At 71.5% G+C, this 15,443-nt stretch carries 14 protein-coding genes; 8 read left to right on the top strand and 6 right to left on the bottom strand.

Annotated elements, in window-relative coordinates:
* Positions 1–268: 268 nt before the first annotated feature.
* Genes FJ091_18335 through FJ091_18320 form a run of 4 tightly spaced genes read right to left on the bottom strand, consistent with a single transcriptional unit; the run spans position 269 to position 2,284 of the window.
* Entirely contained in the window at positions 269–724 is a 456-nt protein-coding gene (locus tag FJ091_18335; protein MBM4385315.1) for a hypothetical protein, read from the bottom strand.
* A gap of 31 nt (positions 725–755) precedes the next feature.
* On the bottom strand, positions 756–1,193 hold the full coding sequence (locus FJ091_18330; GenBank protein ID MBM4385314.1) for a hypothetical protein: 438 nt from the start codon (positions 1,191–1,193) through the stop codon (positions 756–758).
* Positions 1,194–1,222: 29 nt separating this feature from the next.
* On the bottom strand, positions 1,223–1,849 hold the full coding sequence (locus tag FJ091_18325; protein ID MBM4385313.1) for a thioredoxin family protein: 627 nt from the start codon (positions 1,847–1,849) through the stop codon (positions 1,223–1,225).
* 21 nt (positions 1,850–1,870) lie between these two features.
* Positions 1,871–2,284 (bottom strand): hypothetical protein, encoded by a 414-nt coding sequence (locus FJ091_18320; GenBank protein MBM4385312.1) that lies wholly within the window; start codon positions 2,282–2,284, stop codon positions 1,871–1,873.
* Between the two features lie 75 nt (positions 2,285–2,359).
* Between FJ091_18320 and FJ091_18315 the strand changes: the two genes are divergently transcribed.
* Positions 2,360–3,607: an MFS transporter gene (locus tag FJ091_18315; GenBank protein MBM4385311.1), complete on the top strand. Its 1,248-nt coding sequence runs from the start codon at positions 2,360–2,362 to the stop codon at positions 3,605–3,607.
* Between the two features lie 26 nt (positions 3,608–3,633).
* Here FJ091_18315 and FJ091_18310 read toward each other — a convergent pair whose 3' ends face one another.
* The gene (locus FJ091_18310) at positions 3,634–4,089 is read right to left on the bottom strand and encodes a hypothetical protein (protein ID MBM4385310.1); all 456 of its coding nucleotides are present in this window, start codon (positions 4,087–4,089) and stop codon (positions 3,634–3,636) included.
* A 151-nt stretch (positions 4,090–4,240) separates the two neighbouring features.
* Here FJ091_18310 and FJ091_18305 point away from each other — a divergent pair, with 151 nt between their 5' ends.
* Genes FJ091_18305 through FJ091_18295 form a run of 3 tightly spaced genes read left to right on the top strand, consistent with a single transcriptional unit; the run spans position 4,241 to position 6,185 of the window.
* Complete coding sequence (locus tag FJ091_18305; protein ID MBM4385309.1) at positions 4,241–4,720, top strand: hypothetical protein; 480 nt, start codon at positions 4,241–4,243, stop codon at positions 4,718–4,720.
* Complete coding sequence (locus FJ091_18300; GenBank protein ID MBM4385308.1) at positions 4,717–5,136, top strand: hypothetical protein; 420 nt, start codon at positions 4,717–4,719, stop codon at positions 5,134–5,136. Before FJ091_18305 ends, FJ091_18300 begins: the two co-directional genes overlap by 4 nt.
* 35 nt (positions 5,137–5,171) lie before the next feature.
* Positions 5,172–6,185: an NADP-dependent oxidoreductase gene (locus FJ091_18295; GenBank protein MBM4385307.1), complete on the top strand. Its 1,014-nt coding sequence runs from the start codon at positions 5,172–5,174 to the stop codon at positions 6,183–6,185.
* 5 nt (positions 6,186–6,190) lie between these two features.
* On the opposite strand, the gene FJ091_18290 is transcribed toward FJ091_18295, so the two are convergent.
* Positions 6,191–7,663: an acetyl-CoA acetyltransferase gene (locus FJ091_18290; GenBank protein MBM4385306.1), complete on the bottom strand. Its 1,473-nt coding sequence runs from the start codon at positions 7,661–7,663 to the stop codon at positions 6,191–6,193.
* 102 nt (positions 7,664–7,765) lie between these two features.
* Between FJ091_18290 and FJ091_18285 the strand changes: the two genes are divergently transcribed.
* The 4 genes from FJ091_18285 (at position 7,766) to FJ091_18270 (ending at position 15,433) form a co-directional block, all read left to right on the top strand.
* Positions 7,766–10,408 carry a VWA domain-containing protein gene (locus FJ091_18285; GenBank protein ID MBM4385305.1) on the top strand — a complete coding sequence of 881 codons (2,643 nt, stop codon included), beginning with the start codon at positions 7,766–7,768 and terminating at the stop codon, positions 10,406–10,408.
* Positions 10,409–10,570: 162 nt separating this feature from the next.
* Positions 10,571–11,662: a VWA domain-containing protein gene (locus FJ091_18280; GenBank protein MBM4385304.1), complete on the top strand. Its 1,092-nt coding sequence runs from the start codon at positions 10,571–10,573 to the stop codon at positions 11,660–11,662.
* Positions 11,659–14,217, top strand: a complete 2,559-nt coding sequence (locus tag FJ091_18275) for a VWA domain-containing protein (GenBank protein ID MBM4385303.1) — start codon at positions 11,659–11,661, stop codon at positions 14,215–14,217. The genes FJ091_18280 and FJ091_18275 overlap by 4 nt, the downstream gene beginning before the upstream one ends.
* Before the next feature lie 229 nt (positions 14,218–14,446).
* Positions 14,447–15,433 carry a nitronate monooxygenase gene (locus tag FJ091_18270; GenBank protein ID MBM4385302.1) on the top strand — a complete coding sequence of 329 codons (987 nt, stop codon included), beginning with the start codon at positions 14,447–14,449 and terminating at the stop codon, positions 15,431–15,433.
* The last annotated feature ends 10 nt before the right edge of the window (positions 15,434–15,443 follow it).

The raw sequence follows: 15,443 nt of genomic DNA, 5'->3' as shown, positions 1-15,443 counted from the left end.
CACAGCTCGTCGGGAATCCGCCAGCCCCGGTGAGCCTTCCCTCGTGCAGACACTTCACCCCCGGTCGCCAGTCGGAGGGTCACGGCTTGTCAATCATTAACACCCTGGGCGGTTTTCGGATAGGCTCTTAGGCGAACGAGCCTCTCCGCGCGCACCTCATCTCGGGCATCCCGTTACGCCCCTCCTCAACGAGCGCCCGCGCTCGATGCCTGACGCACCAAACCAACGCCAGAACAAGCGCGCGCCTCGAGAGCGACGAACTCACTCGTCAAGGTGCATAACTCGACCTCGCCAACACGCCCCAGCGTCCGCCCTTCAGCGCGATGATGTAGAGGCCCTCGAAGCTGTCGACTGCGCGGCCGTTCGCGAGGAAGCGCGTGAAGGTCGCGGCGACGTGCACTTTGGTCGCGCTGTCCCGCACGATCTTGCGATCGGTCCAGCGCGCGTAGTCCCAGCCGATCTGCTTCATCGAGAGCTCGGGCAGATAGGACTGCGCATTCGGATAGACCCGCACGTTGTTCCCTGCGATGCGCACGTGCGGGAAGTGGAGCGTGATCAAGAACGCCTGCTTGTCGCTCGCGTTGTAGGCCGACAGCTGTTCGTCGAGCACGCGCATCGCAGCGGCGCCCGCCGGCGACATCGTCGTCTGCGCCATCGCCTCGTTCGCCGAGGCGACCGCACATGCCAGCGCTGCGACCAGACCTGCGATTCGGCGAAGCCCCATCTCTCTCGCCTCCCGGCGCCGCGCTGGCCCGTCAGGGCGCATAGCTGGAGCGCGCCTGCACACCCCAGTGTCCGCCCTGCTGCGTCACGACGTAGAGCGACTCGTACCTCGCGAGCACCGAGCCGTCCTCGCGAAAGCGCGTGAACACGACCGCCACGTGCACCTTGTCGGGCCCGGCCTGGATCACGCGCCGCTCGGTCCACTCGCTGCGGCTCCAGCCCGTCTGCTCGGCGAAGCGCGCGAACTCGAAGTTGTTACGGAACTCCGCGGCGTCGCGGAACACCGCGACCTGCCCGCTCGCGATGCGCACGTGGGGAAAGTTCAGCGTCGCGATCCAAGCCTCGACGTCGCGCGCGTTGAACGCGGCCATGAACGCGTCCATCGCGCGCAGCGCCTCGGCCTCGGGCGCTGTCGCGTCCTCTGCGTGTGCGGCGAACGCGAGTGCGCTCAGCAATGCGAACGCGCGCACGAGCTGCAAACCCGGTGCGCGCGCTCGCCTCAAAGCGTGGCCCGCGGCGCGACGCGCGTCTTCGACACTTCGTCCATCGGGAACTCCGCGCCGCCCTGCTTCGCCAGCTCGAAGAAGTCCGGGCCGAACGGGTTCAGCCCGCGGATCGGCATCGAGCCGCGGCGAATCGTCCAGTCCTTGGGCGCGAGCTGGCCGGCGCGCACGAAGTGGCGCTCCGCCGCCTCGCTGCGCCCCGCCTTGTGGAGGTGCCACGCGAGCGCGCGCTCTGCACGCGCGAGCTGCCACTCCGGCGTCGGCGTCTGCTGGTGCTTGCGCACCTCGTCCGCCGCCAGCGCGCCCTTGCCTTCGCGCACCCACTTGCGCACGAGCTCGAGATAGATCCCCGACGATTTCCCGTGGAACTGCGTGAACGTGTCGGTGCCGAACTGGTTGTCCTGCGGGCGCACGATCACGCCGCGCTCGTCGATCCAGATCATGGTCGGCACGTTCACGATGTGGAACAGCTCCGCCACGCGGTGCTCGGTGTCGAGCAGGCTCGGATGCGTGGGCTTCGCCTTCTCCACGAACGGCCGCGGCTCGTCCGCATTGCGGTCGAGCGCGATGGTGATCGGCACGAAGCCGAGCGATCCCAACTCTTCATACAGCGACTGCCACACGGGCAGGTCCTCGCGGCAGCCTCACCAGCTCGAGTAGGCGATCAGCAGCACCTTCTTGCCGCGATAGCCCGAGAGGCGGTGCACCCTCCCTGAGAAGTCGGGGAGCGCGAAGTCCGGCGCCTCGAGCCCGCGCAGCGCGGCGAGCTGATCCTCCACCGCAACGCCGAGCGCACCCGCGCGCTCCGCGACGTCGAGCGCGAGGGGACGACCGGTCACGCGCGCGAGCTCGCCGAGGTCGAGCGCGTCGCCGCTCACGAGCGCGGTGCGATCGCGCACGGGGAAGCACGCGGCGCCTTTGCACAGGCCCTCGGGCTTCAGCTCGTAGCCGAGCGCGCGCTTCGCATCGGCCGCAGAGATGCGCACGCGCTCACCTGCCACGGCCGCACTCAGCGTGTGCGTCTGCCCGTCGTCGATCAGCGCAAAAGAAGTCGCCATTGTTGCTCCTGAAGATGGGCGCACCATACGCCTCGACTCGCAGCGAGTCAGCCGGTGCAACTAACGTTGCGTGCGATGCAACCGCGCGCGCGCTTCGATGGCTGGCGGATCGTCGCGCTCGGGGCGGCGCTGATCTGGCTCGGGCCCGGCCTGCTCGAGACCTTCGGTTTCCTGGTCACGCCGCTCGGCGCCGAGTTCGGCCTCGACGCGCAGTCGCTCGGCACGGGCATGGCGCTGTTCATCCTCGCGCTCGCGCTCACCGGTCCACTGGTGGGCTTGCTGCTCGACTTGGGCCCGCTGCGCCCGGTGTTGTTAGGGGCCCTCGCGCTCGGCGCCGGTTCGCTCGCCGCGGCCTCGCGAGCGGAGAGCGTGCCCGCGCTCGCTGCGTTCGCGGTGTTGGCCGCAATCGGCATCGGCGCCTACGGACAGATCGGTCCGCAGGTGATGGTCGCGGGCTGGTTCGTGCGCAGGCGCAGCCGCGCGCTCGCGCTCACGAGCCTCGGCACGAGCGCCGCAGGCATCACGATCCCGCTCGTCGGGCAAGAGCTGATCGCGCGGCTCGGCTGGCGCGGCGCACTGCTCACCCTCGCGTGCACGGCGCTCGTACTGCTCGGCCCCGCGATCGCGGCGTTCGCGGTGAAGCGGCCCGAGGACGTGGGGCAGCTGCCGGACGGCGACGCACCCGACCAGAACGTGACGCCCGAGTCGTTCGGCAGCGCGGCGGCTTCCCCCGCGGAGCCCGAAGGCGCGGTGGGCGCGCTGCTGCGGGACCGCAATTTCTGGGTGCTGGGAGCGTCGCTCGCGATCGCTACGGCCGCCTCGCTCGGCGGCGTCTTCGTGGTGAAGCACATGGAGAACGTGGGTGTGCCGGCGAGCGACGCACGCTGGGTCGCGTCGGCGATGTCGGTGGGCGCGTTCTGCGGCCGCATCGCGACGGGCTGGCTGCACGAGCGCTTCCCGAAGCAGGTCGTAGCCGCGGTGGTGTTCGCGCTCTCGGGCGTGGGCTGGATCGGCGTCGCGCACTCGCAGAGCCTCGCGGGCTTCCTCGCGATCGCGCTGCCCGCGGGCTTCGCGGGCGGCGGCTTCGGCGTCTCGGGGCCGGTGCTGCAGGCAGCGTGCTTCGGTCCGCGCGTGCTCGGGCGCGCGATGGGCCTGCACGGCGTGCTCGGCTTGCCCTTGTTGTTGGCGGCGCCGCCGCTCGTGGGTCGCGCCGCCGACGTCGCGGGCAGCTTCGTGCCCGTGTTCACGGGGCTCGCAGGCGTGATGCTCGTCGGCGCCATCGCCATGCTGCTCGTGAGGCCGCCGCGCGAGGGCGCGCGCTGAACCGAACGCGCTGCGCTGCGCCGCCCCTAGAGCGACGCTCGCGCGGGTTCGCTCGGGAGATGAAATCGAAGCTCGATTTCCGCAGCGCCAACGCAGGTCCGCGCGAATCGAATGCGCGAGAAGTCGGCTTCGAGCCGCTCCATCAGCGAGGGGGATCCGATCGAGTCCCAGGCGACCGTGCTCTCGGTCGGTTGGCCGTTCGCGATCGCCAACCTCACGACCGTGTGACCATCCGTCGATCCTCGCTCCAGATCACCTTGCTGCACCGACAACCACAGCGGCGTGCTCTCCGCGACGAAATCGGCGACTGCCTTGCCGTCGCAGTTCCCCGGAAGCTCGGATCGAACGATCCGCACGAACGCGGGCTCTGCGGGATCGATCCCGTTCTGCTCGAGGAACTGCTCGCGGGTCACGCCGCCCGGCGAGGCGAGCAAAGCGGACGCGAACAGGAGCACTGCTGCACTGAAGAAGACTCGCCGCACTTCCGCACCCCCGAGACGAGACACCAGAGGCGACTCGAGCCGCCGCACGCAAGCTGACGACGGCCCAGCCGCCCTGCAATCTGCCGCTCGAGCCGGACGAGGTCGTCGCCCTCGCGCCCGTTATCGTGGTCGCCCCTTCCCCGAGGCCGCATTGCTCCTGCGTTCGCTCCTGCCCGCCCTCATCACTGCGCTCGGCCTCGGCTGCGCCGCCGCCCCGCCTCCGCCCGAAGCGCTCGCGCTCGCGCCGATCTCGCCCGAGGAGCGCGCGCGGCACACGCGCCTCTACGAGACCGACGACGAGTCCGCCGTGCTCGCCGCGTGCGTCGCCGTACTCACCGCGCACGGCTTCTCGGCCGAGGCGCAGGACTACGCGCTCGGCGTGATCGTGGGCGCGAAGGACACCCACGCCGGCCGCGCGCGCTCGCGCTTGCGCGCCTCGCTCGCGACGCGCCCCGCCGGCGAGTTCGGCCTGCAGACGCAGCTGCGCGTCACCTTCCAGCGCCTCGCCTACAACGCGCGCGGCCGCGAGCTGCGCCGCGAAGCCGTGCGCGAGCCCGGCGAGTACGCCGGCTTCTTCGCCGAAGTCGAGCGCGAGCTCGCCCTGGCGAACATTCAGGCCGGGCCGAAATGACCGGTCGACGAACCGCGGGCGCGCTCGCCCTAACAGCTTTGCTCGCGACCCACGCGCACGCCGAGTCGCCGTTCGCGACGCTCTCGCGCGGACGAGCCGCCAATGCGCCGCTCCCGGTCACTCGCGATTTCGCCGCGCCGAGCCTCGAAGTGGCGCGCCGCCTCGCGATCTCCGCGCTGCAAGACCTCGGCTTCGCGCTCGAAGCCGCGAACAGCGAGGCCGGCACCATCTCCGCCTCGCGCCTCGACGCGCATCCGCTGCGCCTCACCGTCACGGTCGGCGCAAGGGACGAAGCGACGATCAGCGCCGCTGTCGTGACGGACCATGCGGGCACGCCCGTCGCCGACCCGCGCCCCGCTGAAGCATTCTTCTCCGCCTACGCGGCGGCGCTCAGCCCGCCGCCCGAGATCGACTGAGCGGCAGGCCGCCGCAACCACCGAGGAGCAGAGCCATGTCACGCACGAACAAGCAGTGGGTTCTCGCCAAGCGCCCGCACGGGATGATCAGCGAGGCGAACTGGAAGTTTCAGGAAGCGCCGGTGCCCGCGCTCGGCGAGGGCGAGGTGCTGGTCGAGACGCTCTACCTCTCGTGCGATCCGACGCAGCGCGGCTGGATGGAGGATCGCCCGAGCTACATGCCGCCGGTGCAGATCGGCGAGGTGATGCGCGCGGGCTCGGTGGGGCGCGTGCTCGAGTCGCGCTCGCCGCTGCTTGCGCCGGGCGACGTCGTCGAGGGCATGGCGGGCTGGCAGCAGTACTCGGTCACGAAGCCCGGCGGCTTGTTCGGTTCGGGCAAGGTGCCCGCTGGCCTCGATCCGAAGCTGCTGATGGGCGTGCTCGGCGTAACTGGACTCACCGCGTACTTCGGCCTGCTCGATCTCGGTCAGCCGAAGGCGGGCGAGACGGTCGTCGTCTCCGGCGCCGCGGGCGCGACCGGATCGATCGCGGGACAGATCGCGCGCCTCAAGGGCTGCAAGGTGATCGGCATCGCCGGCGGCCCTGATAAGTGCGCGTGGCTCACGAAGGAGGCGCGCTTCGACGCCGCCATCGACTACAAGCGCGAGAACGTGGGCGTGCGGCTCGCGCAGCTCGCGCCGCAGGGTGTCGACGTGTACTTCGACAACGTCGGCGGCGACATCCTCGACGCGGTGCTCGCGCAGATTCGGATGAAGGCGCGCGTGGTGCTGTGCGGCGGCATCTCGGCGTACAACGAGGTGGAGCCGCCGCCGGGTCCGCGCAACCTCATGAATCTCGTGATTCAGCGCGGGCGCATGGAGGGCTTCATCGTGATCGACTACGCGGCGAAGTTCGGGGCCGCGCGGGAGGAGCTGAAGCGCTGGGTCGACGCCGGGGAGCTCGTGCACCAGGAGGACATCGTGGTGGGCATCGAACGCGCGCCGGAGGCGCTGATGCGGCTGTTCACGGGGAAGAATCTCGGGAAGCAGCTGATCCAAGTCGCGAAGTAAGGCTCCTACCCCGCCACCTCGAACGCCCCGTCCTTCACCCGCACGCGCTTCCCGCAGAACTCTTCGCGCGTCATGGCGAGCGCGACGTCTTTGTCCTGCGTGTTCGCCCACGCGCGCTTCCCGTCAGGTGTTAGGACCGCGGCGTGGCCGATCGCGGGTGAGTCGCCCGCGAAGTCGACCGTGTAGCTCTCGAGCGTGGCGTCGCCGGCGTAGTCGAGCAGCACGTCGCGGCGCGGCGTCGCGTCGACTTGCGCCTGCACGTCGGCGTGGCGGAACTCGCGCGCCGGCGGCTCGGTCGAGTACACGACCATCGAGTGCTTGGTGAGGAAGCCGCCGTTCGCGGTGCACATCCCCAGCTTGCCCGCGTCGGCGCGCAGCACTTCGGCCATGCGCGCGACGCCGTGCATCACGTAGTTGTTGAGCGGGCCGCCGCCGAACGTGAGGCCGCCGGTGACTGTTAGGGGTCGTCCTTCGTCGAGGCCGATCTCGCGCGCGGCGACCTGCACCGCGACGGGGAAGCACGAGTAGATGTCGACGTGCGCGAGGTCGCTGACGCCCACGCCCGCGAGCTCGAGCGCCTTGCGCGCGGCGAAACGGATCGCCGGCGAGGTGAACAGGTTCTCGCGCTCGCTGACCATGTAGTAGTCGTGCGCGTCGGCCCCGGCCCACGGGAACACCCACTTCGCGCGCGCGATGCCGAGGCGCTGCGCGGTCTCCACGCTCGTGAGAATCAGCGCGGCGCCCTGGTCCACGTTGTTGTTGCTGTTCATCAGCTTCGGGTACGGGAAGCTGATCATGCGGTTGTCAGGGCTCGGCGTGCGGATCTCTTCCGCGCTCTTCGCGTCGCGGATCCACGCGTGCGGATTCTTCGCGGCCACCGCGCTGAAGCCCGCCCACAGCTTCGACACGCGCTCGATGTGGCGCGGCAGCGCCTCGCCGCGCGCGTAGCGCAGCGCGTTCTCGAACACGGGATACATCTGCACGGGCTGCTTCACGCCGGCCTTGCGCTCGGCCTCGTGCGACATCGGCGCGTCGTGGCCGATCTGCACGTCGGGCTTCCCGGGCGCTTCGCTCCACGCGAGCTTCACGTTCTGCTTGCGCGCGCGCGCCTGCGTCTGCCCGCACTCGGCGCCGGTGAGGATCGCGATGTCGACGGCACCCGACTGAATGTCGAGCGCCGTCTGGTTGAGCGCGGTCTGCACGAAGTTGCCGCCGTAGGGAGTGATCCCGGACTTCGCGCTCGCGGCGCCGATGCGCTGTGCGACGACGCGGGCGGGGTCCGCGTACGGCCACATGCCGCGCACGACGCGAACGGCGTCCGCGCGCGTCAGCAGCTCGCGCGAGCCCGCGTCCTCCGCGGCGAGCTTCGTCGCCTCCACCATCAGCGCGAGAGGTTCCTTCGCGCTCAGCGGATCGCGCTCGCGCTGCTCGACTTGCGCGATGCCGACGAGAACGGGCGTACGGGGCGGAATCGACATGCGGGCTCGCTTCGTGCTCAGGTGAGGGGATGACGGTAGTCCGCTCACTTCGAGGGCCGCGAGCCGTGGTAGAACGGATCGGGGCGAGCGCGGAGGCGACGCTTGCGAACACGATGCACGCGGCGTGTCATCGCCACGGCGCTCACGGCGGCGCTGCTCTCGCTCGCGTGCGGCACGGTGCCGATGCGTCCGCGCGGCGAGTGGCGTCTGGCGCGCTCACCGCACTTCGAGCTCGCGAGCGGCCTCGGCGAGGAGCGCACGCGCGAGATCGCTGCAGAGCTCGAGCGCTTCCGCGAGGTCGCGCTCGCGTTCACGCAGCTCGAGGACCGGCCGAGCGGGCGAACGCTCGTCGTGCTGTTCCCGCACACGCGCAACTTCGCGGCGGCGCGCCCGCGCCGCGAGCTCTCCGGGCTGTTCGTGTCGAGCCCGCACCGCAGCTTCCTCGCGATCGATGCGAGCGAGCGAGACGTGGGCCTCGAGGTCGCGCGCCACGAGCTCGTGCACTGGCTGCAGTCCGCGAACGTGGACACGCCGCTGCCGCCGTGGATTCGCGAAGGCATGGCGGACTTGCTCTCGACGGCGCGCGTGCTCGGCGACGAAGTCGAGATCGGGACGCCTCTCCAGCTTCGCCTCGAGATTGCCAGCGCGGCGCCGCTGCCGCTCGCGCGAGTGCTCGCCGCGAACGACGTGATGCACTGGAAGCGCGGGCCGCTGGCGGGCTTCTACGCGCAGTCGTGGGCGCTCGCACACTTCCTGCGCGTCGGCGGCGGCGCGCCAGACGGTGCACTCGCGGACTACGCGCGGCGCGTCGCAGCGGGCGAGGCCGTCGATGCCGCGTGCCTCGCGGCGTTCGGCCGCGACATCGACGCGCTCGAGCGCGAGCTGCTCGCATACCTCGCGCTGCCGGAGCTGCCGCGCGTGCGCGTGCCGTTCGCAGCCCGCGAGTCGCCCGCGCTCGCGTTCGCGCCGCTCCGCGACAGCGAGCGCGACGCGCTGCTCGGCGATCTCGCGCTCTCGATCGGCGCGCAGCGCTGGAAGCGCGCGCAGCGCTGGCTCGCAGCGGTGCTCGCGCGCGAGCCCGAGCATCCTCTCGCCCACGCGGGCCTCGCTTCGCTCGCGGCGCTGCGCGGCGATGCCAGCGCGGAGACGGCGCTGCTCGCGGCGGCGTCTCACGCGAGCCGCGACGCCGATGCGGCGTGGCGAATTGGCCATGCGTGGCTCGCGCTGACCGCGCAGAACGCGAGCGAAGAAGTGCAACGCGAGCGGATCGCGAACGCCGAAGCGAGCTTCGCGCGCGCGGCCGAGCTCGATCCCGAGCATCCCGGCGCGCGCTTCGGCCGCGCGCAGGTCGCGCTCGCGCGCGGCGAGCTCGCCGCCGCGCTGCGGGATCTCGAGGGCGCGCGTGCCGCGGCGCCGCTCGCGAACGCGGTCGACAGCGAGCTCGCGCGGGCGCACCAGTCACTCGGCGATTCTGCGCAGGCGCGCGCTTCGCTCGCGCGTGTGCTCGCGAGCTCTCACGACTTGCGCGCGGCCGACTTCGACGAGCTCGCACGGCTCGCGCGCGACGCGGGCTTTTCGCCGGACGTCTCCGCCGAGATGCGCCACCTCGCTGCGCGTCTCGACGTGACGACGCCGGCCGCCGGCGCCGAGGCGCGCAGCGATCTGGCGTGGTTCGAGCTGCGCGGCAAGGCGGGCCTCTGGGAAGCGCCGCTGCACGACATCGTGCTCGCGCTCGACGTCTCGAACACCACGCTCGAAGCCTCGGGCGCCGACGTCGACGGCGATGGTCGCGTCGGTCGCGCGCGCAAGATGGAGCAGTTGTTATGGATGCGCGACGACCCGCGCCGCGCGTCGAGCGATCGCGGCGACGCGGTCGTGCGCGCCGAGCTCGCCGCCGCCGAACGGCTCGCGGCCGAGCTCGATGGGCGCACGACCCGCATCGGCCTCGTGTTCTTCACCGCGAAGGCGAAGCTCGCGGCGCCGCTCGGCGATCGCGACGAGGTGATTCGCGCGCTGCAGAGGCACCGCGTGCGCTTCGACCCCACCGGCACGAGCTTCGAGGCGCCGCTGCGCCGCGCGTTCGAGGAGCTGATCGAGAACCGCCCGCCCGGCGACCGCGCGCAGCGCAGCGTCCTGTTCCTGACCGACGGCCAGGATCCCACGGCGCCGAATCCGTTCGAAGCGCGGAAGGCGGCGCTCGAGATCGCGACGCGCCTCGGCGAGTTCGGCGTTCGCGTGCACGCCTTCGCCGTCGGCGAGCGCGCCTCGGACGAGGGCGACACGCTGCGAGAGATCGCGGACATCACCGGCGGCGAGTACTTCGCGGTCGCCGACCTCGCCGACATCTCGTTCCTCGAGCGCGCGCGGCTCACCGGCCTCGACGCGGTCTCCGTCCGTAACAAGGGCAGCGGCGAGCCCGCCCGCGCGGTGCGCAGCTTCCCGGACGGCAGCTTCGACGCGCTGGTGCCGCTCGCGCCCGGCACGAACGAGATCGAGATCGAGGCGCGCGTCGCCGGCCGCGCGCCGCTGCTCGCGACGCGCACGATCGTCTACGAGCCCGCGTCGAGCGACGACGCCGCCCGCGAAGCTCGCGCCGCCGAGTTGCTGCGAAAGCTGCGCGAGCGTACCGAGGCGATCGCATTGCGCGCGCGCCTCGAGGCGGAGCGCACCGAGCGGGAGCAGCAGCGGCGCGCGCTCTCGATCGAGACGAAGGACGTGAGCGCGCCGCCGCCCGCGCCCGAGTGATCAAGACGGTTGGGGCGGGCCGCGTGACGAGAACGACGCGTTCCGGGGACTTGTCGGTCCCGCGCACCGGAGGCGCCAACGCGAGCAGGATCACGCACGCGGCAGCTGCCACGGTCGCGGCGCGGGTGGTACAAGACGGCCGGGGCCGAATTGGAGGCGTGCATGCTGCGAGTGTTCACCTGCGCAGCGGTCGTGACCTCGTCGCTCGCGTGCGCTGCGCCAACGCCGCCTCCCGCAGAGCCGCTCGGCGAGCCGCTGCGCGTGTCCGCGGAGGTGAACCTCGATTCGCCTCGCGTCGTGCGTGAGTCCCCTACCCAGCTTGCCGGCAGCCTTCAGATTCAGCGCGACTTCGTCGTGCTGATCGACCGCTCTGGCAGCTCCAACCGGCCGAGTGGCCTCGACGTGGACGGCGATGGCGAGGTCGGCCGCTCGACCTTCGCAAAGTCCGTATCCGACCCTGGGGACGATGTGCTCGCCGCGGAAGTGAGTACGGCGCGCGAGCTCCTCGGTCTGATGGATGCCGAGGCGTCGCGCGTGGCGGTCATCGCGTTCGCGCTGCGCTCCGAGATGCTCTCGCCTTTCGCTGCGCCAGCCGATGCCGCGGCGGCGCTCGCTGGCTGGACGCCGACGCGCCCCAATCGGCGTGACTGCTTCCTCGTCAATCCGCGCAACGGAAAGCGTGTTCGCTCGGTGAATGGGTTCGATTCACGGCCCCTGAGAGTTCTGTGCGAAAGGGGGACATCGATCGGCGGGGCCCTGGGCGCCGCTGCGACGCTCTTCGCGACGCGCAGAGGGGACGAGGTAAGGCGGTTGGCGACCATCATCGTGCTCTCGGACGGCGAAGCAGAAACGCCCGACGAGGTCACGGCGAGAAGGCATGCTCGCTCCGCCGCCGAGTTCCTCAAGCAGTACGGCGTGGTAGTGCACGCAGTCGACTTCGCATCGCCCACTGTGTTCAAGCGAGTGGATGCGGCGCGAATCGCGGCGGAGGTCACCGGCGGCGAGGCCTTCGACGCGAATGGTCCCGATGCGCGCGTAAAGCTCGCCTCGCTCGTGAGCTCGCCGCTGCGCCACGTAGTCGTGCGAAATCTGACGACGGGCGAGGAGCGCATCATTCCCGCAGCGGCGGGCGTGTTCGCGAGCGAAGTCGAAGTCGCGCCCGGTGAGAACCGACTCGCGCTCGACTTCGAGATGCGCGGCTCGCTCGGCTTCACGCGCGAAATCGCCGTGCGCTACGACCCGCCGCCGCCGTGAAGTCCGCACGCCTCGCTCTCGCCGTGGTCGCGCTCGCGGGGCTTGCGCGGGCCGAGACTGCGCCCTCCGCGCCGCCCGCCGCGTTCTCCGCCGCACGCGGCGCGCACATCGAGGCGGTGAGCAGCGGCGGCGGCGCACGTGCCCAGGCTCTCGCGCTTCAGCTCGAGCGCGCGCTCGCCGCGGCGAGCGGCCTGACCGGCGCGCGCGGCGAAAGACTCCCAGCTGTTACGGCGATCGAGCTCGCGCCCACGGAGGGCTATGCGTTCCTGCGGCCGCTCTCCGGCGCGAGCGCGTTCCTGCAGGTGACCCCCGAGCGCGCCTACCTCGTGCTCGATGCTTCGCTGCCCGAGCAGGCGCTCACCGCAGCACAGCATGCGCTCGTGCATCTGCTGGCCGCGAGCGATCCCGATGACGGACGCCCGCTCTGGCTCGAAGAAGGCGCCGCCGAGCTCGTCTCGACGGCGCGCGCCGAAGCGGGAGCGCTCGAGCTCGGGCGCCCACCGCGCGCGCGGCTCGAGTGGTTCTCGCTCGCGACGCTGCACCCGCTGAAGCGCGTGCTCACCGCGAAGGAGACGCTGCGCTGGTCGCAGCACGCGCGCGAAGGCCTCGCCGCCGAGAGCTGGGCGCTGCTCCACTACTTGTTGGAGGGCGAACAGCTGGGCTTTGCGGATCGCGACGCGCAGCTCGCTCGCTACCTCGATCTCGTGCGCAGCGGTGCGGCGCCCGAGGCCGCGTGCGCCGACGCGTTCGGCGCAGCGCCCGACGCGCTCGAAGCGGAGCTGCTGCGCTTTCTCAGCTTCGGCGAGCTGCCGCGGCGCAAGATTCCGCTCGCGCAGCTCGGCGTCGGCGAGATCGGCGCGCCGGCTGCGCTCGCACCCGCCGATCGCGACGCGCTGCTCGGCGAGCTCGCGCTGTCGCTCGGCAAGTTCGCGTGGACGCCCGCGGAGCGTTGGCTGCGCAGCGCGGCGCTGCGTCATCCGAGCGCGGCGGCGCAGCTCGTCCAGCTGCGAGCGCTGCGCGGCGACGACCGCGAGCGCGTCGAGGCGGGGATCGCCGAGACGGAGGCGCTCGCCCAGAGCGATGCTGCGGCGCTGCGCGCGCTCGCTCTCGCGCGGCTCGCTCTCGCGACGCGCGACGACCCCGCGAGCGAGGGGCAACTCGCCGAAGCGGAGCGCTTGTTAGGGGACAGCGCCGCGATCGAGCGCCACGCGGTCACGACGCAGCTCGGGCGTGCCGAGCTCGCGCGCCTGCGCGGCGAGCGGGTCGAAGCCGAGACGCTGCTCGGCGATGCGCAGGCGCGCATGCCCGCGCTCGGCGGCCTCGACGTTGCGCTCGCGAAGCTCGCGCTCGAAGCGAACGACGGGAGCTCCGCGCGCGCGCAGCTCGCCCGCGTGCTCTCACGCGCGCACGAAGACCTGCGCGGCACGAGCGCCGAGGAGCTGGAGACGCTGCTGCGCCGCGCGCGCGGCGATTCCGGCGGCCCGATCGCGACGCGGCATCTCACGGCGCATCTCGAAGTGAGCGCGCCGCCGGCGGTGCGCGGCCTGGCGAGCGTGGAGATCAGCGGGCGCGGCGGGCGCTGGGAGGCCGCGTTCCACGATGTCGTGATCGCGCTCGACGAATCCGAGAGCACGCTCGTCGCGACCGGGCGCGACATCGACGGCAACGGCCGCGCCGCGCGCAATCGCACGCGCGACCGCTACGTCAACCAGGAGGTGGGCTCGCTGTCTTTCGTCGCGGCTGCCGAGATCGGCGACTCCGTCGTGTCCGCCGAGGTCGCGGCGGCACGTCGCCTGATGGCGCAGCTCGATCCCGACACGATGCGCGTCGGCCTCGTGTCGTTCGCCGGCTTCGCGTGGGTCGACTCCGCGCTGGGTCACCCGCGCAGCGTGGCCCGCCAGCTCGACGTTTACGCCGCCGGCTTTCACGACAACGGCACGAGCATCGCCGACGCGCTGCGCGTCGCGTTCCGCGCGCTGAACGACGCGCGCGACCCGGAGCGCGCGCGACATCGCGCGGTGCTGCTGTTGTCGGACGGGCAACCGACCGTTCCGTCGCGAGAGAAGGGCGAGAAGGAGGCGCTCGAGGCGGCCGACGACTTGGCGCGCTACGGCGTACCGGTGCACACCTTCGCGCTCGGACCGCAGGCGCTCGCGAAGCTCGAGATGTATCGCGAGATCGCGGCGCGGACGGGCGGGCGCTTCGTGCCGGTCGAGCACCCTGCCGACGTCGTCTCGTTGTTACGGAGCGTGCGGCTCACGGGCCTCGATCGCGTCGAGATCCGCAACGCGACGACCGGCGCGAAGGCGAGCGGCTTCCGCATGCGCCCCGACGGCTCGTTCCGCGCAGACGTGCCCGTCGCCCCAGGCACCAATGCGATCGAGGTCGTCGCGCACGTCGACGGCCGCGAGCCGCTGCGCGTGCGGCGCCAGATCACCGTGTACGAGGGCGCACCCAGCACCGAACCGCTCGCGCCCGCCGTGCCCGAGTCGCCGCGCGACGCCCGCGAGCGCGAGCTGCGCGAGCGGCGCACGCTCGAAATCGAAACCGAATAGCAGCGCGAGACGCGCGACCCCGACCCGCGCTAGCAACCTGCCTGCACCTCTTCGTCACGGCGGTAGCCCTGACAATCTCCGCGCGGCTGAAGCACTCTTCCCGGCCACGCGTTCGAGAACTCGACCGCACGTGCTCGATGTCGAGCTCGCCTGCCAAGTAGGTCGGCCGAGGCGGCAAGCGAAGCGCGCAGCGAGCCGAAGGCGAGCGAAGTCAACAAGGAAAGCTTGGATGCGGATTGCGCGCGCCGCGCGCGCAATCCGAGGGAGCGACACCGTGCTTGATAACCGCATCACCCGACTACTCGGAGTGTCGCTCCCGATCATCCAAGCCCCCATGGGCTGGATCGCGCGGGCGCAGCTCGCGTCCGCCGTCTCGAACGCGGGCGGCCTCGGCATCATCGAGACGTCTTCCGGCGCGCTCGACGAGATTCGCGGCGAGATCGTGAAGATGCGCGAGCTCACGACGAAGCCGTTCGGCGTGAACATCGCGCAGGCCTTCGTGCGCGACCCCGGCATCGTCGACTTCGTCGTCGCGCAGGGCGTGAAGTTCGTAACAACTTCTGCGGGCGACCCGACCAAGTACACGAAGGCGCTGAAGGCCGCGGGCCTGACCGTCTTCCACGTCGTGCCGAGCCTCAGGGCCGCGCAGAAGGCGGTCGACGCGGGCGTCGACGGGCTCGTGGTGGAAGGCGGCGAAGGCGGCGGCTTCAAGAGCCACCAGGAAGTGGCGACGATGGTGCTGCTGCCGCTGATTCGCTCGAAGCTTGACGTGCCGATCATCGCGGCGGGCGGCATCTGCGACGGCGCGACGATGGCCGCGGCGTTCGCGCTCGGCGCCGAGGGCGTGCAGATGGGCACGCGCATGGTGTCGGCGCTCGAATCACCGATTCACGACGGCTGGAAGCAATCGATCGTCGCTGCGGCCGAAACCGGCACGGTGATGATCAAGCCGCCGGGCCGCCCCGCCCTGCGCGCGCTGCGCACCACGCGCACCGAGCGGCTCGAGAAGGATCCGAGCACCGCGATGGAAGAGATGGGCGCGGGCGTTCGCGACGTCTACTTCGGCGGAAAGGTCGACGCCGGCGTCGCGCTCTCGGGCCAAGTCGCCGGCCGCATCGAGTCGGTGCGCCCCGTCGCCGACATCCTGCGCGACACGGTGAACGAGTTCCACGCGGTCGTGGAGTCGCTCGGCAAGAACTACGGCGGCCGCCCTTAACAATCGAGCC

The organism is Deltaproteobacteria bacterium, assembly GCA_016875395.1.
Lineage (GTDB): Bacteria > Myxococcota_A > UBA9160 > UBA9160 > UBA6930 > VGRF01.
The sequence above is the reverse complement of the archived record's forward strand: the minus strand, read 5'-3'. Positions and strand labels throughout refer to the sequence as shown.